Annotated in this window: 20 protein-coding genes and 1 pseudogene; 3 read left to right on the forward strand and 18 right to left on the reverse strand. The window is 67.3% G+C overall.

Going from position 1 to position 20,269, the window contains the following annotated elements:
- Window position 1: 1 nt before the first annotated feature.
- From D0C15_RS17015 to D0C15_RS17090, 15 genes are all read right to left on the reverse strand, one after another.
- A complete protein-coding gene (locus D0C15_RS17015; protein ID WP_091675942.1) occupies window positions 2-211 on the reverse strand; it encodes a hypothetical protein in 210 nt (69 codons plus the stop codon).
- A complete protein-coding gene (locus D0C15_RS17020; RefSeq protein ID WP_091675940.1) occupies window positions 208-1,320 on the reverse strand; it encodes a peptidylprolyl isomerase in 1,113 nt (370 codons plus the stop codon). The genes D0C15_RS17015 and D0C15_RS17020 overlap by 4 nt, the downstream gene beginning before the upstream one ends.
- Window positions 1,317-3,545, reverse strand: a complete 2,229-nt coding sequence (locus D0C15_RS17025) for an MMPL family transporter (protein WP_091675937.1) — start codon at window positions 3,543-3,545, stop codon at window positions 1,317-1,319. Before D0C15_RS17025 ends, D0C15_RS17020 begins: the two co-directional genes overlap by 4 nt.
- Window positions 3,546-3,586: 41 nt before the next feature.
- Window positions 3,587-4,885: an MlaD family protein gene (locus D0C15_RS17030; protein ID WP_091675935.1), complete on the reverse strand. Its 1,299-nt coding sequence runs from the start codon at window positions 4,883-4,885 to the stop codon at window positions 3,587-3,589.
- Window positions 4,886-4,896: 11 nt separating this feature from the next.
- Window positions 4,897-6,159, reverse strand: coding sequence for an MlaD family protein (locus tag D0C15_RS17035; protein ID WP_116046429.1), 1,263 nt, complete (start codon window positions 6,157-6,159; stop codon window positions 4,897-4,899).
- Window positions 6,156-7,496, reverse strand: coding sequence for an MlaD family protein (locus tag D0C15_RS17040; protein ID WP_116046431.1), 1,341 nt, complete (start codon window positions 7,494-7,496; stop codon window positions 6,156-6,158). The genes D0C15_RS17035 and D0C15_RS17040 overlap by 4 nt, the downstream gene beginning before the upstream one ends.
- Complete coding sequence (locus tag D0C15_RS17045) at window positions 7,493-8,779, reverse strand: MlaD family protein (RefSeq protein ID WP_116046433.1); 1,287 nt, start codon at window positions 8,777-8,779, stop codon at window positions 7,493-7,495. Before D0C15_RS17045 ends, D0C15_RS17040 begins: the two co-directional genes overlap by 4 nt.
- Window positions 8,779-10,149 carry an MlaD family protein gene (locus tag D0C15_RS17050; protein WP_091675924.1) on the reverse strand — a complete coding sequence of 457 codons (1,371 nt, stop codon included), beginning with the start codon at window positions 10,147-10,149 and terminating at the stop codon, window positions 8,779-8,781. Before D0C15_RS17050 ends, D0C15_RS17045 begins: the two co-directional genes overlap by 1 nt.
- Complete coding sequence (locus D0C15_RS17055) at window positions 10,146-11,375, reverse strand: MlaD family protein (protein ID WP_245788636.1); 1,230 nt, start codon at window positions 11,373-11,375, stop codon at window positions 10,146-10,148. Before D0C15_RS17055 ends, D0C15_RS17050 begins: the two co-directional genes overlap by 4 nt.
- A gap of 4 nt (window positions 11,376-11,379) precedes the next feature.
- The gene (locus tag D0C15_RS17060; protein WP_116046435.1) at window positions 11,380-12,186 is read right to left on the reverse strand and encodes an ABC transporter ATP-binding protein; all 807 of its coding nucleotides are present in this window, start codon (window positions 12,184-12,186) and stop codon (window positions 11,380-11,382) included.
- A gap of 12 nt (window positions 12,187-12,198) precedes the next feature.
- Window positions 12,199-13,065 (reverse strand): ABC transporter permease, encoded by an 867-nt coding sequence (locus D0C15_RS17065; RefSeq protein WP_245788634.1) that lies wholly within the window; start codon window positions 13,063-13,065, stop codon window positions 12,199-12,201.
- A gap of 10 nt (window positions 13,066-13,075) precedes the next feature.
- On the reverse strand, window positions 13,076-13,849 hold the full coding sequence (locus D0C15_RS17070) for an MlaE family ABC transporter permease (RefSeq protein ID WP_091675919.1): 774 nt from the start codon (window positions 13,847-13,849) through the stop codon (window positions 13,076-13,078).
- A 41-nt stretch (window positions 13,850-13,890) separates the two neighbouring features.
- Window positions 13,891-14,325 carry a hypothetical protein gene (locus tag D0C15_RS17075; protein WP_091675916.1) on the reverse strand — a complete coding sequence of 145 codons (435 nt, stop codon included), beginning with the start codon at window positions 14,323-14,325 and terminating at the stop codon, window positions 13,891-13,893.
- A 310-nt stretch (window positions 14,326-14,635) separates the two neighbouring features.
- Window positions 14,636-14,884, reverse strand: coding sequence for a hypothetical protein (locus tag D0C15_RS17080; protein WP_116046438.1), 249 nt, complete (start codon window positions 14,882-14,884; stop codon window positions 14,636-14,638).
- Between the two features lie 1,182 nt (window positions 14,885-16,066).
- Complete coding sequence (locus D0C15_RS17090; RefSeq protein ID WP_162830108.1) at window positions 16,067-16,498, reverse strand: hypothetical protein; 432 nt, start codon at window positions 16,496-16,498, stop codon at window positions 16,067-16,069.
- Window positions 16,499-16,891: 393 nt separating this feature from the next.
- On the opposite strand from D0C15_RS17090, the gene D0C15_RS35065 reads away from it, so the two are divergent.
- Window positions 16,892-17,098, forward strand: coding sequence for a hypothetical protein (locus D0C15_RS35065; protein ID WP_245788650.1), 207 nt, complete (start codon window positions 16,892-16,894; stop codon window positions 17,096-17,098).
- Between the two features lie 156 nt (window positions 17,099-17,254).
- Here the strand turns inward: D0C15_RS35065 and D0C15_RS35070 are convergent.
- A pseudogene (locus D0C15_RS35070) lies at window positions 17,255-17,416 on the reverse strand (hypothetical protein); the annotation flags it as partial.
- Window positions 17,417-17,443: 27 nt separating this feature from the next.
- On the opposite strand from D0C15_RS35070, the gene D0C15_RS17100 reads away from it, so the two are divergent.
- Window positions 17,444-18,685 (forward strand): tyrosine-type recombinase/integrase, encoded by a 1,242-nt coding sequence (locus D0C15_RS17100; protein ID WP_116046442.1) that lies wholly within the window; start codon window positions 17,444-17,446, stop codon window positions 18,683-18,685.
- A gap of 3 nt (window positions 18,686-18,688) precedes the next feature.
- Window positions 18,689-19,492, forward strand: a complete 804-nt coding sequence (locus D0C15_RS17105; protein WP_245975891.1) for a hypothetical protein — start codon at window positions 18,689-18,691, stop codon at window positions 19,490-19,492.
- A gap of 301 nt (window positions 19,493-19,793) precedes the next feature.
- On the opposite strand, the gene D0C15_RS34745 is transcribed toward D0C15_RS17105, so the two are convergent.
- Together D0C15_RS34745 and D0C15_RS34750 are read right to left on the reverse strand one after the other, a co-directional pair.
- Window positions 19,794-20,042, reverse strand: a complete 249-nt coding sequence (locus D0C15_RS34745; RefSeq protein ID WP_211323231.1) for an integrase core domain-containing protein — start codon at window positions 20,040-20,042, stop codon at window positions 19,794-19,796.
- Window positions 20,039-20,269, reverse strand: coding sequence for a hypothetical protein (locus D0C15_RS34750; RefSeq protein ID WP_211323232.1), 231 nt, complete (start codon window positions 20,267-20,269; stop codon window positions 20,039-20,041). Before D0C15_RS34750 ends, D0C15_RS34745 begins: the two co-directional genes overlap by 4 nt.

The following is a 20,269-nucleotide window of genomic DNA, read 5'->3' on the forward strand; positions in this document are numbered from 1 at the left end:
CTCACCAGAGGCTCCAAATCGCGGCGAGCGTGAACACCACGCCGATGACCTGGAGCGCATATCCGCTTCCCCGCAGCTTCCTGATCCGTCTCAGACGCTCGGTTTTCGGCAAGGTCGGGCTGATCCGCACTGCCGCCGCGCGGCGGCCCCACCGTCCTATCGTCAGCAGTACCGCACCCACAGCCGCGAGCACCGCGAAGTCCACGATCATCGCGGCGGCTGGGGATGCCCGGGCGCCTGTCCCGGGATCTGTCCCGGCGACGGCGACCAGCCCGGCGCCTGCTGCGGCGGTGCGGACGGGTCGGCCGGGCGGTATGCGTCGGCGTACCGCACGTCCGCACCCACGAGTTTCGCTCCGAGCCATTCTCGCCACGTTGCGAGCGCCTTCTCCAGCACTAGTTGCTGCTTCAGCTGGTCCTTCACCTGGTCGAAGACTGCGGGCTGTGGCGGCAGGACCTGGCGGACCCGGCCAACGTTCCAGCCATGAGTGGTTTGCGTGGGACCGAAAAGGCCGCCGGCGGGTACCGCGAACGCCGCCTTCGCGTATCCGTCCTCGAGCTGCGCCGCCGTCACCTGGCCGAGATCGCCGCCCTTGTCGCGCGTGGCGCCGTCCAGACTCCGCTGAGCGACGAGAGTTTCGAACGGTGTCCCGGCGTTGAGGTCGGCGAGCACCTGGTCTGCGTCCTCTTTCGTCCGTACCACGATATTGGTGATCTGCCGTCGTTCCGGATTGCCCAGCTGCTCCTTCCGCTGGGCGAACGCGTCCGCGACCTCGATGTCGCTGACCGAACTCCCCTTGGTGACCGAATCGAACAACTGCGAAACCGCGAGCTGTCGCTTGATCTCGTCGAGCACCGCGTCCTCGGACGTCCCGGTGGTGCCAAGCGCCTGTACGAACTTGCTCCTCGCGTCCGGCCCTTCACCGATCCGCTCGGAGATGAACCGGGTCAGAACGTCCTGCGCCGCCTTGTCCGCGATGACGATCCCGCGATCGCGCGCCGCACGCTCCAGCACCATGCCCACGGCGACCGCCTTCGCCGTGTCCCGGCGAAATGCTTCCGACTTCACGGTGTCCTGCGCGTCCGGTGGCTGTACCCCGTAGAGCGCCTTCAGGGTCTGGATCCGGTCCTGCAAATTCTCGACCGTCTCGGTCTGGTCGCCGTATGTGAAGACCACGCCGTCTGGCAGATCGTCAGCGCGCGACGACCACCAGGCGAGCCCGGAGCCGCTAAGCAGCACCACGAGCGTCAGTATGGTCAGGATGCGCCAGCTGCGCCTGCGGGGCAGTCGGATCTTGCCGGGCAGTGCGGTGAGTTTCATGAGTTGACTCCCACGAGTAGATCGGGCACTGGGGTGGTTTCGGAAGAGGGACCGGACCGGGTGCGGGTGGGCGCGAGCCAGACCACGAGCCACGCGGCAGCTATGGACAGCAAGACGGCGGCCGCGAGCAGTAGTCCGAACTGCCGGATCGCGTCGAGCCGCGAGAGCGCGAGCGCGAGGTAGCCGACGGTCGAGACCGCAGCGACCAGCAGCACGGATCTGCGCAACACGAGGTCGCGACGCCGTTCGGCCTCGGCCAGCAATACCGTGAACTCGCAGCCGACGGCGGCGATGAGGGAGCCCAGCGCCATCGTAATCGGCGTCAGGGAGATCCCGGTCATTCCGATGCCGAGCAGGCCTATACCGGTCGCGACGAGTGCGGCAGTGACCGCGCGCAGCGCGTCCTTACGCCTGGCGAGCACCACTACGAGCACCAGCCCTGCGACGGCGATGCCGAGCCCGTTCGTCCAGAACCGGTTTTCGGACACGAGCTCGTACCCGCGCGCGGCGACGACCGGCAGACCCGTCAGCTCGGCGTGGTACCCCGGCGGTGCCGGAGGAAGTTGGTTCAGCAAGTCGTCGCGCAGGCCGACCAGGCCCTCGACGTCATTGAGCCGGACCCCGAACGAGAGCACGGATTCCTGCCCGTCGGCCCGCAGGACCGAACCGGTGAGGTAGGGCGGCAGCAACCGGACGGCCGCGGTGATTTCGTCCTTGGTGGGCGCGGGCCCGAGAAAGTTCAGCAATGTCGGCAGCGAAACGACCGGGCGGAGGCGGTCCCCGTGCCGAGCGATGGTCACGTCCTGGGCCTGGCGCAGCCAGTCCAGCGCTTCCGGAGAGGTGACATCTGGGCCGTGCAGGACGACGTCGACCTCGCCCGAGGAGCCGATGACCTGCTCGACCCGCTTCGCGTCTTCGAACGCGGGCAACCCGTGCACGAAGCTCTCGATATCGCTCTGCAGTGACACCTTCGGCAACATCGCCCAGCCGCCGGCCGCGAGCACCGCCACTACCAGCCCCACACCCAACCGAACCGGCAAACTCGCCTTGCGTCCATTTCGGGCAACAGTGGATTCGGGCTCCACGTCGACCGGCCGGAACAACAAGCCGATGGCGAAGGCCACCAGCACACCGATACCGAGTGCGATGCCGAGATCCTGCACGAATGGCAGCGGCGCGAATGCCAGCGCACCGAACGCGGCCGCCGTGGCCGCCGCGACTGCGAACACCACCCGTCGGTCGGCCCGCCGTGACAGGTAGGTCGGGAAATCGCTGCCGACGCCGAGCAACACCGGCAGGAACGCCACCACCCCGAGTGACAGCGGCCGGCCGAGCCAACCGAACACCGCCACAGTCACCGCGGCGGCGGTCAGCGAGCCGGCGAGTGGGAGCAGCCGACGCCGGCGCCGGTGCCACGGCACGAGCAGGAAACACAGTGCGATCGCTAGCAGGGCTGCACCACCGAGCAGGGGCAGTTCCGCACGGACCTCGTCTGCCAGTGCACCGGCCATAGCGGGAACCCCGGACACGGTCACCGTCGCCCCGTCGACGCGGGCCGCATCGACTGTGTCCCGTACGCCCTGGACGAGCCCTTCGGTGGCTGCCTGATCGAGGTTCTGCCGGGGCCGCACCAGGATTGCCGCCGCCTTCGCCGACGGCACCACGAAATGCCACTGCGGTCGCGGGTTCCCGTCCGCACCGAACACCACGGCCTTGACGAACGCCTGGTTCTTCAACGTTGGCAGTCCGGCGGGCAGGGCCTGCACAAGCAGCTTGCCGTACCGCTGGTCGAACCCGCCCACCGCGTCGTCAGCAATCCTGGCGGCGGCCGCGTCGGACGCGCCGCGCTCCTTGGCCTGCGCCTGAGCCTGCGCGCGCAGCCGGTCACGGCGGCCGGACAGTTCGGCCATCAGGTCCTGCGCCCGACCAGCGACCTGGTTCAGCACGGTCCCCGGCCCGTAGACGGCCGCGACGTCGGGTAGCTTCGCGAGCTCGCCCTCCAGCTTGACCAGCGACGGCAGGTGCGGCTGGTCCAGCAGCAGCCCAGGCTGCTCCGCCTCGAGCAGCACGACCACCGGGTCGCCGCCGAAGGATCTGCTCAGCTCCTCGAACCGGGTGACGGCAGGGTCGTCACCCGGCAGCAACGAGCTGACCCCGGTCTCGATGCGCGTCCTCGCCAAGCCGGTGCCGACGAACCCGGCGAGGACGAGGAGAGCCGCTGCCATCGCAAGGACCTTGCGGGACGGGCAGCTCAGTTTGAGGCGTCTCACTTCGGCGGATCCTTCTCGACACGCGGGTAGGAACCGGTGAACGGGCCGGGATTCGCCGACTGTCCCGGCGCCGGGAAGGGGTTGTTCTTCTTGAGCGGCCCGACGTCGATGTTCGCCGGCAGGCCCTTCACGCTCTGCTCGTTGAAAACCATGAACAGCCGGATCGCGTTGCCGTTGGCGTCACCCCGCGCCGTCACCTGGCCAATGTTGGTGAAGAACGCGGCGACGTCGCGGGCGTAGGGCACGAGATAGGACAGCATCGGGTTCACGTCGCCCAACGCCACGTTCAGAGTCGGCAGGAAATTCGACGCGTCCGCGGCTACCGCGGGCACCCGCTGCAGCGTGCCGGGAGCCGCGTCGAGTACGCCGTTCAGCGAAGGCAGCAGGCCACGCAAATCCGCGGATGCGGCCGGCAGGTCCTGCAGTGCGGCGTTGAGATCGGGCGCGGCCGCATTCAGGCCGCTCGCGACCGGGGCAAGCGCTGGCGACAACCGGCTCAGCTCACCGCTCGCGTTCTTGGCGGTGTCCATCAGGCCAGGCAGCCGCCGCAGAACCTCACGGAGCTCGGTGTCACTGCCCGCGGTCGCCTTGGTGAGCTTCTCGGCATCTGACACGAGGTCGGCAATCTGCCCCTGCCGGGTGTCCAGCGCCGCCAGCAGCTTGGCGGTGTTGCCGGTGAGCTCCTGCAGATCCCCGGACTGGGCCGCCAACGCGTCGAGCGCATCGTGGCCCTCGCGCCCGAGGTCGCCCAGGCCCTGCAGCGCCTGGGAAACACCCTCCTTGGTGTCCTTCGTACCGGCACCAAGCGAGCGGACCAGCGAGCCCAGTGAATCCTTCGTCGGCTTGTCGAGGCTCGTGAGCACGTCGTCGAGTTCGACGGCCTCCTTGCCCGCCGACGACGGCAGCACGGTGCCGTCGGGCAGAGCAGGTCCGCGGCCGTCGGTGATCTCGAGGTAGGTCTCCTGGATCAGCGTCTTGTTCCGGACCTTGACAGTCACACCCTCGTGTAGCGGAGCGTTCCGGTCGAGCCGCATCGTGACGTGCGCGAGGTCGCCTTCGGTGCGCAACGCCTGGACCTTGCCGACCTTGACCCCTGCAATGGTGATGTCGGAGTCGTAGACCAGGTTCGACGCCGTGCGAAACTGCACCTCGGCCGTGTAACCCGCCTTGGAGATGCCGGGTAGCCGGCCACCGGAGTTCAACCACAGGTACCCGAACAGTCCGGCACAGGCGGCGATGAACACGGCCAGCACCAGGGTCCGGATGTGGGGGACATGCCTACCGGGAATCCTCATTAGACACTCCCTTATCGTGGGACGGCGGCTTGCAGTGCGGGCAACAGCGGCAGCAGGCCCGTGATGCTTTCCGGCGAGAGCTGGGCCATGGCCCGGTACGCCCCGCCGGTCCCGTCGCGCAGACTCGTGATCGACCGGGAGTTCGTGACGAACGCGGCCAGGTCGTTCAGGTACGGCAGCACCGCCGTCGTGATCGGTCCCAGCTGTCCGGTCACGGCATGCAGATCGCCGAGCGAGGCGTTGAGGTCACCGACGAACGGCCGCAGGTCTCGGACGACGGGTATCGCCTTGTCGACGACCGGTCGTGCGGAGTCGACGGTCTGCCCGAGCTTGTCGACCGTGCCGGTGAACTTCTCGAGCGAGCTGGGCAGGGTTCCGCTCGCCTCGCGAAGCTTGTCCAGGACTGGGTCCAGCTGGGCACTCAACGCACCGACGCTCCCGGTGGCCTGCTGGAGCTGGTCAGTGAAGTCCGGCAGCTGTGCGAGCGCGGCATCGAGGTCACCGTTGCGCTGCCCCACCGTCGCCAGGGTCTTCTGGAGTGACTCGGCCAGTGCGCCGAGCCGCTCGTCATCACCCCCGGTAGCCGACGCGATCTGCCCCAGCGCGGTGACCAGCTTCTGCAACGTCTCCTTGCGGGTTTGCAGAGCGGTGACGACGGGCTGCAGGTCCCGCACCACTTGATCGGTCGCGTCGAGGCCCTCTGGCAGGTTGGCGGGCGCCCCGGCCAGCGCGACGTCCGATTCGGCCAGCAGGGTGGTCAGTGCGTCCCGAGTGTTGGCATCCAGGTGCCCGAGTGCTTCGTCGACCTGCACCGGCCGCACCGAGTTGGCGACGGGCAGCACCCCGCCCTCCGGCAGCCGCTTTCCCGGCGGACCACCAGGATTCAGCTCGACATACATTTCGTTCAGCGGGCTCTTGGGTCGTAGTAGGACACGTGCGTTGTCGTAGATCTGGTGTCCCTTGTCGATCGCCAGCTCGAGCCGCGCGTGCCCTCGGTCGTCGACGCTCGCCTCGCGGATGTCACCGACGGCTATCCCCGCGATCCGCACCTCCTGCCTGCTCGCGGGGTTGATCGCCGGCGCGGACTCGAAGGTGACCGAGTAGCGGTTCTTGCCATCCCAGGGCACTCGGACCTGCTGCATCGTGAGGATGTAGCCACCGGCCACCAGCCCTGCGGTCACGAGCGCGACCAGCGCAAGAACGTTGCGCTTGAGCTGCGGTTCGCTCGAGATCCGCTGCCAGGTACGCCGAATCCGGCTCGGGTGCGCGTTCATCGGCCGCTCCTGTTCTCCGGTGTTGCGCCCTGCAGGTGGGCGAGCGTGTTCATCAACTGCTCGAAGTTGATCGGGGTGCCCGCGATGCTGCCGCCGCCGAAACCCGGCTGGAGGCCGACGGCTGTCCCATTCGGGTCGGTGAGCGAAGAAGCGCGGTCCATGGTCGCGAACATGTAGCCGACCTCTTTGTACAACGGATGGTCCGAGCCGCCGCCTGCGTAGATGCCGGTGCCCTTGAAGGGCGACAGCACCCTGTTCATGATCGGGCCGTTGACACGGTCAAGCACCGGCCCACGAACGTCGTCCAATACCTTCGTAGTGCCGTGCGCGGCGGGCACGAGCTGCTCGACCAGCGGCTGCACGTCGGTTAGCAGGCCGCGCACGTCCGTAAGCAGCGGCCGGGTCCTGGCGAGCACCGGATCGGCGTGCTCCAGGAACACGTCGAGCTCCTGCGCGACCGGACGCGCGGGGTCCGCGGTGTCCCGTAGCTTGCCGAGCGTGACGCCGAGGTGGGCCAGCCCGTCATCCGCGTTATCCAGCGTCCTCGGCAGGTCGGCGATCGCGGTGGCGATGTCGGTCCGCCGGTTGTCGAGCGTGGAAGTGACCTGCTGTAGGTTCTGCACGATCGAGTCGAGCTGTCCCGGATTCTCGGTCAGCACGCGAGCGGTCGACTCGAACCCGTGCACGACGCTAGTCAGGTCCGTGCGCGGGTCCGTGCCCTGCAGGCCCTGCAAGACCGGCGTCGCCGCGTCAAGCGTGCCCGGCGCGTGGGCAAGCAGTCGTTCGATCGCCGATCCCCCGCCGGCACGCAGAGTGCCGTCGAGGCTCTGTGTCGCGGACCGGATACCCTTCACCGCGTCGGGCTGCAGGGTGTCCGCGAGCTGCTGAAGCTCGACCGGGATCCGAGTCCGCTCGACCGGGATCGTGCCGGCGAAGGTGGTCCGGTCGCCACCCGGGGCGAGTTCGACGTAGTACTTGCCGCCGAGAATGGTGGTCGGGCGCAGGGCCGCGCGCGGTGCGCCGCCGAGTTTGTCCGTGACACCGTCGTCCACCTTGACCTCGACCAATGCCGAACCGTCGTCGGCCCGGCTGACTGAGGACACCACTCCCACCGGGACACCGGCGATCTTGACCTGGGACACGAACGGCTGCAGGTGGTAGTCCTGGGCGAACTGGACGCGGACGATGTCTCCGGGCCGGAGCGCCGTCGCGAGACGATCCTTCTCGACCAGCGCGTACCCGGCCAGCAGCGTCACTACGAGGACTACGACGCCGAGCTTGAACGCTGACACCGGACGTCGTTTCGCCGTACGGAAGTGCAATGACAGCGCCTTCACCGGTTTCCTCCTGGGATCTTCCGTGCGTCCTGGGCCGCCTCGCCCGGTGCGGGATAGGGATTCCTGGCGACCAGTGGATCCCGCACACCGCCCTGCCCGAGCACGGACTCCTCGCTGAACAACAGGTACAGCCGCAGAAAGTGGCCGTTCTCGTCACCGTGCGAGAGTGCTGCGGCCCAGTTCGTGAACCACCCGCTCACTTCCGGCGCATAGGGAGCCAGCACCCGCAGAAACTTGTCGGCACTGGCGAACGTGTGTGTCAGCCGGGGCGCCAGCGGTCGCGCATCGGCGACGGTCTTCGTCAAGTCGGACAGCGCGGGCTCGGCCTGCTTGCCGACGTCCGGCACCTTTCCCAGCGGCGGCACCGCCTCCCGCAGCACGCCCCGGAGGTCAGAGGTCGCCTGACCGAGCGCACGCGCTCCGGGCACGAGCTGTGACATGCCCGTATGCAGGTCCTTGAGCGGCGCCTGCAATGACTGCAGACCGGACCTGGCCGCCTGCAGTGTGCTTGGCGCGCGCCCGATTACGTCGTCGAGCGGTTTCCCGTCGTCCACCGCGACGGCCCGCATCGTCGTATCGAGTCGGCCGAGCAGGTCCGACAGCTGCTGCTGCCTGCCCGCGAATCGGGTCGAGAGCCGGTCGGCTGCGGTGAGCAGCGCCGTCAGGTCCGCGCCATCGCCGACCGACAATGCCTTTGACACAGTCGCGAGGTCGGGCAGTATCTCCGGCGCGGCCTTGAGCGCGTCCTGCAGGTCCTGCGCGTGCCCACCGGATCCGCCGCCCACTTCCCGGACGGTCGAACCCAGCGCGTTCCTGGTGGGTGCGTCGAGAACGTCCAGCAGCTCGCTCAGTTCCTGCGTTCCCGCGGTCCGCTTCGAGGGGATGACGTCCGCCGGGCCGAGCTTGCCCGCTCCTGGCGTGCCCGGGGTCAATGAAACGTACTTCTGCCCAAGAGCGGACCGTGATGCCACCGTGACGGTCTTGGCCTCCGCGGCCGCGTCTCGGTATATCTCCCGCGTGCCGTCCAGCTGGAGCGTCACCCGCGGCGTGCCGTCGACCAGCCGGACGTCCTTGACCTGACCGACCCGGACACTTGCGACGCGGACGTCGTCACCGGGGCGGAGCGCGCCGACGTCGGAGACGTCGGCGTCGACGAGGGTGTACGTCGCACCCGGCAGTCCCTGGTCCGCGGTGAGCGCAAGCTGCAGCGCGAGGGCGAATACCACGAGGACGACGACACCCGTGAGCATCGAGCGGAACTTGCGCGTCCGGCGCTTGGCCATCAGGAACCTCCGAGCAGGAAGTCGAGAACGCCGCTCTCCTGGCGCTCGTTGAGCCCGGTCACGCCACCGTCGGGCGCGACGAGGGACTTCGGATCGAGCAGGCCCGACGAACCGACAGAGTCGGGCAGCTCAGGCAACGGCGACGAAGCTGGCGGCTTGTCCGCTCCCGGGGTCGTCGGCGGAGGCGGGGTCCCGGTCAGCGAGGGCAGCAACCCGGTGATCTCCTCGGGATGGATGATCGCCTGACCCCGGAAGTAGTGCGAAAGGCCGTCCCAGCCGTTGGTCGACATCGCCCAGAACCGGAAGAAGTTCAGGACATTCTCGATATTGTCGGTAAGCTGGACAGTGAGCGGTTTCGCCCCGGCGACAGTGCCGCGCAGACCCGGGCCTGCCTTGCGGAGTTCCTCGACGACCGGCCGCGCCGCGTCCATCAGCTGCTCGGCGCGCTCGAGCACGGGTTTCGCACTCGTCAACGCCGGGTCGGCGGACTCGCTGAACTTCCGCAACTCGTCGCTGATGGCGGAAAGGTTTTCGGTCGTCGGTCGCATCCCCGCGAGCACCGGCGTGGTGGCCTTGGCAGTTCCGGTGAGCTCGGCGAGGGTGTCACGCGCCGCGGCGAGGGTGCTCGGCAGCTCGGCGAGTGAGGCGTCCAGTCCTTGCTGGTTGTTCGCCGTGACGTCGAGCACCTGTCGTGAGGAGTCGACCAGGCCGTCCAGCGTCTTGCCGTTGTCGGCAGCCAGTGCGCTCGCGACCGGCTGCACGTTGTCGACGAGGTCAGTGAGCAGCTGGTTCTGCTGGCCGAGGATCTTGATCAGCCCGTCGGTGTCCCGCATTGACGACGCGAGCGCCTTGATCGAGGCCCGCGCATTGGCGCCGTTACCCTGCATGCCCTGGCCCAGCATCGTGACCAGCGCAGCCAGCGACTGGCCAGTCGGTTCGTCGATCGTGTTGAGCACCTGGTCGAGGTCGGTGGCCTGCCCGGTCTGCGCGACCGGCAGTACGTCACCATCGTTCAGCAGCGGCGCTGACGCGGTGCCCCGCTCGAGGTCGACGTAGCGCTCCCCCAGCAAACTGACCGGCCGCACGGTGGCGCGGGCGTCCTTGTGTAGAGGCAGTGCCATTCCATCGATTTTGAGGGTGACGATCGCCTTCGCGTCGCGGACGCCCATGTCGGCGACCTCGCCGACGGTGACCCCCTTGATCTTCACGTCGTTGCCGACGACCAGCGGGCTCGCGTCGGTGAACTCGGCGGCAATGGTCAGTTTTTCCGGCTGACCACCGGATTCTGTGTTGATGACCGCGGCTCCCGCCACGGCTACCGCTACCGCTATCGCGACCAGCGCGGCCTGGATCTTGCGCAACGGCTTCATCGGACACCACTCCCGAACGCGTCGGTCCACGGCTGCCCGGCGATCGCGCCGGGCGCCGGAAACGGGTCACTGACCATCCCGGGTGGCATGACTCCGGGGTTGTTGACGAAACTCGACATCCCGGCCGGGATGTTGACCCGCATGTAGTGGCCGTTGCTGTCGTAGTTGGCGGCCGAGGAGCCCCAGTTCGACAACCAACCGACGACTTCGGGCGTGTAAGGCCGCAGGAAGTTCAGAGCAGGCGTCAGCGAAGCCACCGCGGAGTCCGTGCCGGGTAGCGCGCCGTGCGCACTGTCGAGCAGTCCCGGGGTGAACTGCAGCAGCGTCCCGAGCGAACCCAGGGTCGGCCGCAGCTGCGCCACGGTCGGCCGGAGGTCCGCCAGCACCGGGCGCAGATTGCGGGCCACGGCGGGCAGGCGATCGGTGGCCGGGCGCAGATCGTCCAGCAGCGGCACCACCTTGTCGACCGTGCCGGGCACGGCGGCCAACGTCTGGTCCGCCGTACCGAGAGTGGCTGGAAGCTTCCGCAGCGCCGCGCGCAACTGATCCCGTTGCTGCGCCACTACACCGGTCGCATTGGACAGCCCGGAGACGATGAGACGCACCTGCTGGTCACGGTTCACCAGCGTGGTGACCATGTCGTTCATCCGTTCGACCAGCTCCTTGATCGCCGGCCCGTCAGAGCCGACGGCGCGCAGCACTTCACCGAGTGCCTGCAGCGTCGGTCCCGCCTTCCGGACGGTCTGCTGGAGATCGTGCTCGTTGCCGGCGACGGTGCGGTCGAGTCCCCGCACCAGCGAGCTGAGGTGGGCGCGTGTGTCCGGGTCGAGCGCGTCTAACACCTTGTCCATCTCGACCGGGTCGGACACCTTGCCGTCCAGCGTGCCGCCCGCAGGGATCACCGGGTTGGTCTTCGGGCCGTCCCGCACATCGAGTTGCCGTTCACCCAGCACGGCCTTCCAGACGATGCTCGCCGACGCCCCGGAGTGCAGTGGTGCGAAGTCCTTGGTCAGCTTCATCGTGACCAGAGCCCGGCCGTCCTTAATAGACACCTTGTCCACGCTCCCGGCGTCGAAACCGTTCACCAGGACCTTGCTGCCGGCGATCAGCCCGGTCGCCGACGGCAGCACCACGTTCGCCGGGTACTCGTCGTCGCTCGGCGCAACCAGCACTGCAGCGGCAGCCACCGCTGCCACCGCCAGCACGAGGAGAGGAATTCTGCGCATCGCTTCAGTCCATTCCCAGCGGTCCGGCGGAGTCTCCGGAGAGGAACTGCCGAACGAACGGATCCGGGGAGTTGAAGGCTTCCTCGGTCGGTCCATAGTGGACGACTTTGCCCTTCCAGATGACCCCGACGTAGTCACTGACCTTGCGTGCGGTGCGGATGTCGTGGGTCACCAACAGGTAGGTCCCGCGGTACTCCTGGTGCATGTCGAGGATCAGGTCGTTGAGCAGGCTGGTGCGGACCGGATCGAGCCCCGAATCCGGTTCGTCGAACAGGACGATATCCGGGTTCATCACCAATGCTCGCGCGAAGCCGGCGCGTTTGCGCATACCGCCGGACACCTCGTTGGGGTATTTGTAGGACGAGCGGTCGAGGCCGACCTCCTTGAGCCGCTGGTTGACGATCGTCTCGATCTCGTCCTCACTCATGTCGGTGTGTTTGCGCAGCGGGAATGCGGTGTTGTCGTAAATGTTCATGGACCCGAACAGGGCACCGTCCTGGAACAGGACACCGAACCGCTTGCGCAGTTCGTAGCGCTCACGTTCGCCGATCTTCCAGATGTCGCGACCGAAGATCATCACTTCACCCTGATCCGGCTCAAGCAGACCGACAAGATGCTTGATCAGCACACTTTTCCCAGTTCCGGACGGGCCGAGAATGGTAGTAATCGCATTGTCGGCGAATTCCAGATTGAGCCCCTGCAGCACGTCGAAGCTGCCAAAGGACTTGTGGACATCCCGCACCTTCATCGTGTGCACCCGCCCCGACAAGCCCATCGTGTTGACGACCGGACCGTTCATTCCGGTGACCATGAATTCTCCTTGTCAGTTACCGATCGGCATGTTCGGGTAGGAGCCCCAGAAGAACCAGGTGCCGAGCAACCCGACGACATGGATGAGCACCATGTTCAGCATCATTGACTTTGCAGTGTTTCTCCCGACTCCCACTGATCCGCCGGACGCGGTGTATCCGTAATAACAGCCAACAAAAATGATAATCGTGCCCATCGCGACCATTTTCGACATCGCGGCAATCAGGTCGTAGGGGTTCTGAAAGAGCCAGAACATATAGGAATAGCCGCCACTGGAAACCGTGCCCAACTGATATACGGTGACGAGATGCATAGAAATGAACATCAGGCCTAGCCCGACGATGTAGAGGAAGGGCATGCAGATCCAAGCCGCGACAATCCTGGTGCCAACGAGATAACTCCGCGACTTAATTCCCAGCACCTCCAGCGCATCGATCTCCTCGGCGATACGCATCGACCCGATCTCCGCGACGAGCCCGCAGCCCACCTTCGCGGCGAAGATGTACGCCCACATGTAGACCGACATCTCGCGCAACCCGCAGACGTCATTGAACACCGCGGAATAGATCGGGGCGCCGATCTGCTTGAGGGTATAGCTGGCCTCGGTCGCGCACATTGTGCCGACGACGAACTGCATCAGCCAGATGATGATTCCGCTGGACAGAATCAGAATGCCGGCCTGTGCGAACACCTCGCTGACGTGGTGGCGCAACTCTGGCAGGCTACGCACCGTGCGGCCAGCGAACTTCATGATGTCACCGCCGGCCGCGACCGCGTCCCGCAGTTTCGCCGCGATCCCGCCGACCGTGATTTCGATGTCGGGTGTCGTCGTCCGACCCGTCGGCTTGTCCCAGTGCCCACGCCGAACCTTTTCGGTCATTCCGCATCCCTCACTTGAAGACCTGCATGTCCGGGTTCAACCCAAGCAGCACTGACGTGTAGACGTAGTTGAAGATCCATATCGAGGCGAACGAGATGACCACCGCCTGGTTGACCGCGCGGCCGACGCCGATCGGGCCACCCTGAGCGTTCAAGCCCTTGTAACAGCAAACGACCGAGAGGATCAGTCCGAACGCGAGGGTCTTCACGATGCTGCCCCACATGTCCGTCGTGGTCGCGTTGGACCAGAAGTTCCCGATGAACGCTGCGCCGGTGGCGCCAAAGATCGGCACCGCCGCGATATAACCGCCGATCACACCGCACACCAGTGCGAACACCTCGAGCAGGCCCGTCATCAGAGTGACTGCGATGATCCGGGGCAGCACGAGGGTCCGGACCGGGTCGACGCCCAGGACCTCCATGGCATCGATTTCCTCGCGGATCCGCCGTGCGCCGAGGTCAGCGGTGATAGCAGTACCCATCACCCCGGCGACGATCATCGCGTCGATCCACGGCGCGAATTCGCGGACACTTGCCATCAGCAGAAAGGAACCGAGCCGGTCGGGAATTCCGAGCACGCTGTAGAGGCTGCCGCCCTGCATGCCCGGGCCAGCGAAACCGAGCGCAGTCGTGGAAATGATGACCGGGAGCCAGCACCTGCGCAGCGTTTCGGCCATCAGGTCACGGACTTCGCCCCAGTAGCCGAAAGGGTAGCGGATTCCCAGCCAAAGCACCCGGCCGAGCAGGTGGACGATTTCCCCGGCTTCGACCAGCGGGCGCTGCACGGTGGAAGCCCATCGCCGGGTAGGCGCCGATTTAGTTGCTGTCATTCCCTGCCGCCCTGCTTGCGGCGAGCATGGACGAGGTGGCCGGCGAAGCCAGCGAACCCACCGGCCGCGACGGCGACACCGACGGTGGCCAGCACCTGTTGCGGCCAGACCAGCCCCGAGGTGATGAAGACCAGTGGCAGCACGAGAACGTAGCTGCCAACGGCGGTCACCGCGCCGTGCAGAATCGGAGACAGGGCATCGCCCGTGCGGAAACCGGCGATCGCGAAAGCGACGATCGCGGTGATCAGCAGGAAGGTCGCGCCGGCCACCGGTGCGACGGCGGCGGCGATCGGCTGAAGCAGCGCGCCGATCACCAAAACGACGAAACCACGCCAGATACCACGACCGGAGGCCACGAGATCGATCCCCCGGGACATCGGGGGCCGGATGTCGGACTGCGCGACCGGTCCGACTCGCGATCGGATCACCATTACACCCAACTCCTTCTTCGAGCGTGACCGTCCACACCGGCTACCCGCATTGCGGGACTGCGATGGTGGGTAATGATGCGGCGCACAGCACCGAGAGTGCATCACCATCTGGCGGCAAATGAACTACCCGTTGGGGTAGCGACGTTCCCAGGCACGCCGGGAAAGCCAACGTTGTCAGGCTAGAGGCGCGCCACGGTTGGGCCTCTACTATGGACGTCGGCTACCGCTCGCCAGGTTTGGCGTCAGCAGCAGCGCCAGCACTCCGGCGAATAGGTCGAGATCGTCCACGATGACGAGCACCAAGCGCCGATCACTCACCTGTCCTTGGATATGCCATGCACATTCCGCCACCAAATCGGCCATCGTGGTCACCCTGAGTCACGAAGAAAGTAGTATCCCAGCCAACACGCAAGCGGCCCCGGGCGCGTTCGCCGTCCGGGGTGATGCTGGCAGTCGCGCTGCCGAAGGTGTCCTGCTGCTGATTCACTGTGCTCGACTCGACCTTCGCGATGGTCACGGTCGCCTTAACCTGTGCCGCCGGCAGCCCGTCGGTGGCCATCCTGCTGCTGAGGGCAGCCTGATCCGGGCGGTGCCGGGGAGGGTGGGAGCAGCCCTGACAAAGCCGGGATGTGACTAGTTAGGAAAGGCGATGCAGGTTCGGGCCGAGATGGTGCTGGTGTCGTTGTTGATCGCAGTCACGATGCATTCGAGCATCAGGTGCTGGAATGCGACGTAGGTCTTGAGGAGAGCGGCTTCGTACGCCCAGGTCACCGCCTGGTCACCGAGGCCGCTGCTGTCGATCTCCGGGTCTCGATGCGCCCCGAGGGTGCCCTTGGACTTCTCGGCTGCCTTCTTGCCGCTCTGCTTCTTTGCATCAGCCCACGTTAGGCCAGTTCAAGCACGGTCGTGATCTCTTGGAGTGTATTGGCTCCAGGTCACGCCGGCCCCGGCCTCACGAGGGGCGACTCACCCGCAGCACGCTCAGCGATCCCCGCGAGGCCAGCGCGGCACGCGCCTGCTTATCTCCGGACTGCGCGACCGGCTGCCTGTCATGCGACGGAGAGGTGGTTACGTCGGTCGTTGCGGGGCACGATGGCGGCGGCGGCTTCGGCGGTGTCGCGGGCGAGTTCGGGCAGGACATGGGTGTAGGTGTCGGCGGTTGTGGCCGATGCGTACCGCCGGTACCGGGAAGGTGCCGGTGCGGGCGAGCTTGTACGCCGTGGTGCGGCCGAGGCCGAGTATGCGGGCGGCGGTCATCAGGTCTGTGGTCACGCCGAGTTCTCCGAGTCGTTCGCGCGACCACGCCGGCGACGACACGGCCGTGGTTGTCGAGTCGGGTGCGGCGGAACGGAGACGGTCACAACCGTGCACAGCAATCTCCTCCGGTAAGAAGATGGTGAGTTCGGCGGTCAGCGCGGGTTCTCGTGCGCGGGCGGAGACCGAGATCAACGCACATCGGGCTGGTGGGACTACGGGACGCCGGCGCGGGGCCCCTGAGGACAGGCGACCGGGTGAGCAGACGGTGCGGGCGGTGAGCGGGCTGGTCGGAGAGCGCCCACTGCTCGACCGGGCCGGAAGACGCCGTTCTCGTCGGGGTGCTGCTGTGTGGCAGGTGCTGCTGTGTGTGGGCATGGCACAGCGCCCTTTCACAAGGTCGAGCGAGACGGGAATGTCGGCGTCGGTGGACGTGGCGCTCCGGGACGGGATCGCCGGTGTCCTCGCACCCCGGAGCGCCACAGGTTCAGCGGCGCGGGTGGGTACTGCTGCGGCGACCGCGCGCCGGAGCGGCACGGCTGGACGTCGTGTCTCGCGTCGTGCTGGCTGGCGGCTGGCAGGGCGGATGGTGCAGGTGGGTCAGGTCGTCGAGCAGGAGGCGTAGTGCGTGTGCGGCTTGCTGGGGCATGACTCCGTTGCCCAGGGCCCGCAGTTGCGCGGTGCGGGGTAGGACGAGGTGCTCGGCGGTAGCCCAGCCCGGGGGCAGGCCCATGAGCCATTCGACGAACGGCGGCGCGAGGACGGGGCGGCCGTGCCGCCCGAGCTGCGTCGGGTACGGCGCGGGGTGGCCGGTGATGAGTTCCCAGCGGTGCACGGCGGCGCCGTACTCGCCCCAATCCACCGGCCCAGGCTCACCGCGTGCGGCGCGGCGGGCGCGCGGGGCGCGGGCGGCTGCCACGGTTACTCACCTCCGTCCGCGTGCTCGTGCGGGGGCGGGGCGTGGTGACGGCGATGACGACCGAGGGCAGCATCAGGTCGCCCTTCGAGCCGCGTTGCGCGGGGCAGCCTTTCGTGCCGTCGGTCGCCCGCGGAGTCGGCAGGAGTCGTAGAGTGTCCACGAGAGACGGGCCTCCTTGTTGGGAAGCGGAGGAGATTCCGTTGGAAGAACCGTCGTGCGCGGTCGGTGTCGGCAGCAGGGCCCCACGCACCCAGGGAAAGACACCTACGAATCCCCGTTACCTTTTTTGGAATTTGTGTTGCCGCGCACCACGTTCCGTCTATCGGTGACGGCGCTGCGCTGAGTGCGCGGGCGCGGTCGGGCAGGGACGGTCCGCCGTCGTGGGTGGAGTGGGTGCAGTTCTTCGCATCCGAGGCCGTCGGGGTCGGCAGCAGCCGTACCGAGTCGGTCAGCGTCACGCACCCCGCCGGGATCGGACGGCCTGGACTCGTCACGGTCTGGATCGCCGCCGACCGCGAGTCCGCCGCCGTCGGCGTCGGCGTCGGCAACAACTGGGCCGGCCGGACTACCGAGTCGACCGCGTCGTTGAGGTTCACCTGATGCCCGCCCGCGCGCCTGCGTGCGGGATCGGCCGGACCGCGTGGCTCTCCGTCGCGGGCCTGCGGGGTCGGCATCATCCGCATCCCGTCCCGGCTGGGGGACGGCACACAGGAACACCCGTTCCCGTCGATGGGCGGCGCCGATGTCGGCGGCGCGTACGCAACGCCAGACCGCGTCATACCCCGCTTCGGCCAGCCCTGCGAGTACCCGGTCGAGACCGCCGTGTCGCCATCGGAGGGCGGCGACGTTCTCCACGATGACCCTGTTGACTGCACTATCGAGTCGATCATCCACAGTGTTCTGATCACGGGTGGTCACCGGACGGTGTAGCGGAGGTTGTTGTTCGTGCAGAACGTGGGACCGGATGCCGGACGCAATGTGGCGGGGCTGCGGCTGCCGGTGGTCGGCAGTGTCGTGGCGACCGGCCAGGTGGGACTGCCGTTCACGGTGGTCGATGCCGCTGGTCGGGCGGTCGAGCCGATCTCGGAGTTCGTGCGGGAGATGGTCGCCGGGGACATGCCCGACTCGTCGTGCCGCTCGTACGCCTACGACCTGCTGCGTTGGTGGCGTTTCCTGGCCGCGATCGAGGTCGAGTGGGACCGGGCGCAACGCGTGGACGTGCGGGATCTGGTGTTGTGGTTGCGGCACGCCCGCAATCCCCAGCGGACCCGCACCCGGCTGGGGGCCCCGACGCCGGGGTCGGTCAACACGCGCACCGGCAAGCGGCACCTGGCCGAGGGATACGCGCCACGCACGATCAACCACCAACTGTCGGTGCTCAAGCAGTTCTACGACTTCCACCTCGGAGCGGGCCGTGGCCCGGTGGTCAATCCGGTTCCGGCGGCCACGCGCGGCGGAACGCGGCCCGGTGCGCATGGCAACCCGCTCCATGAGTTCGTGCCGCACCGACGGGGCGCTTACCGGCAGAAGGTCCCCGAACAGGCGCCCCGGGTCGTGGACGACGCGTTGTGGAACGAGTTGTTCGCGGCGATGACCAGCCACCGGGATCGAGCCATCCTGGCGACCTACATCTCCAGCGCGGCACGGGCCAGCGAACTGCTGGGCATGCGCTGCGACGATCTGGACTTCGGCCGACAGACCATCAGTGTGGTCGGCAAAGGCACCTGCACCCGGCAGACCATCCCGGCGTCGCCGGACGCCTTCGTGTGGATCAGGCTGTACCTCGCTGAGGGCCATGTCGCACCAGTTGAGGAGCCGCTGCCGGCGGACGCCCCGCTGTGGGTAACCCTGCGGGGGCCGCGAAAGCCGCTGAGCTACTGGGCGATGCGGGCGGTGCTCAACCGCGCCAACGACCGGCTCGGCGCGAACATCACCCTGCACGACTTGAGGCACACCTGCGCGTCGCGGATGATGGCCGACCCGAACATGGCCATCACCGACGTGCAGGCCGTGCTGCGGCACAAGAGCCTGACCACAACCGGCATGTACGGCACCGTACAGTTGGACGAACTGATCAACCGGACGCTGGAGCACCACGCCCGCCGCGCCGCCCCACCGCCGCCCCGGCCGCATCCGGCGTACAACGCCGCGGATCTGGCCGTGCTGTTCGGCGAACAGGCCGGGTGAACCATGACAACCATCGGGCACACGGTCACCGCCGTGCGCAAGACCCCGGCGGTGGCGCCGCCACCGACCCGGCCAGCCGTGGACCGGGCCAGCCTGGGAGCCTGTGCCACCGAGTTGCGCGACGCCGAGTTCGATGACTTGCTGTCCGCCAGCCTGCACGTGCTGCCCGACACCGACCGGGACCGGATCAACCGCCGTCGCGCAGCGCTGCGCGCGGTCACGACCTGGCTGCTGGCGTTCGACGGCCAGACGTGGCAGCAGCGGTGGGTCGCCAGCGGGATCGACACAAGCGGGCGTGCGTGGAGCGACGAACCCAGCCGCACCCGTCGCGGCCGGTTGATCAAAGGCGCCGAGATGCTGATCTGCTGCGGCGTGCTGCACCCGGACTACCCCTGGCTGCTGGACACCGGGTTCAACTCGCTGTTCGGCACCTATCAGCGCGCCTGCGACTCGGCCGGATTCGCCCGCGTCCGCGACGCCTTCCGTGCCCAAGGAACCGGGGACCGCGTCGCGCACGACGCGCTGAATCACCTGGCCCGGATCAGGATCGTCACCGCCAAGCGGTTGACCGACGTCACTGCGGAGGATGTGCTGCACTGTCAGTACGCCGTCCGTACTCGGCGCAAGCCCTGCACACCGGGCGAGGCGCTGTGGCGCGCCCTGCACGGGCTGGGCATCATCACCGGCCCGGCCCGTCACCGATCGTTCGATGTTGGCGTGTTCCTCGATCAGGGCCGGGTTTGCTTCGTACGCATCGAGGCACATGCGGGACTGATGGTGCACCATCCGCGCCACCTGGCAGGCTGACACAGCCCATGGATCATGAGCCGCTGCCTCCGGGCGGTCAAGCGGGTCGGGTGCTGCCATCACGTTGCTCCTTGACTGATCGATTGTGGGATACAACGACCATATCGGGCAGCACTGACAAAGAGGGTGCTGTCGTGGCCGCCCCGTATTACGTCGAGGGCTGACCGTCTAGTGCTACGGCAAGTTGTCCAACCGTTACGAAGTCCCGTCATATGCGCCGCATCGTGGACACGACTGTAGTGAAGTCAGGCGCCGTCGACTGGGGCATCCGGACGTGGCGGCCCCCCGACCGTGTCCGGAGTCAAGAAGTTGGCAGGGATTCGGTCGATTGAAATGTCGTAATGGTCGGGTCGGTCAGGCCCAGGTGCACTTTCCTGGGCCGGTTCCAGACCAGCGCCTCGTGTGGCCTGATCTCGTTGTACTCAATGCGGTAGTCCTCGGCTCGCTTGGCGAGCATCTCGGCGTCGTCGATCTCGTCGATGTAGAGCCGCTCGTACTTCAACGTGCCGACCCCTCGTTCGCGTGACCTGTTCTGCCCCGGTGTCTTCACCCGGGTACGGACGTGGGCCAGCTCGGGATGGCTGACGAGAAGGCCTCGAAACGGAACGAGCAGAACGGACCACCGTTGTCCGTCACGATCGTCTCTACCAGCATGATCTCCCCGGTCTGATCGACCGGACCGTCCTCGACGAGCGGGTGACCGTACATGGCCTCGTAGTCGACCAAGGCAAGCTCGACGGCATCGATGACATCGTGCTGGTTCGCCGTCGGCGACAC

This window comes from Amycolatopsis palatopharyngis (assembly GCF_003385185.1).
GTDB classification, from domain to species: Bacteria; Actinomycetota; Actinomycetes; order Mycobacteriales; family Pseudonocardiaceae; genus Amycolatopsis; species Amycolatopsis palatopharyngis.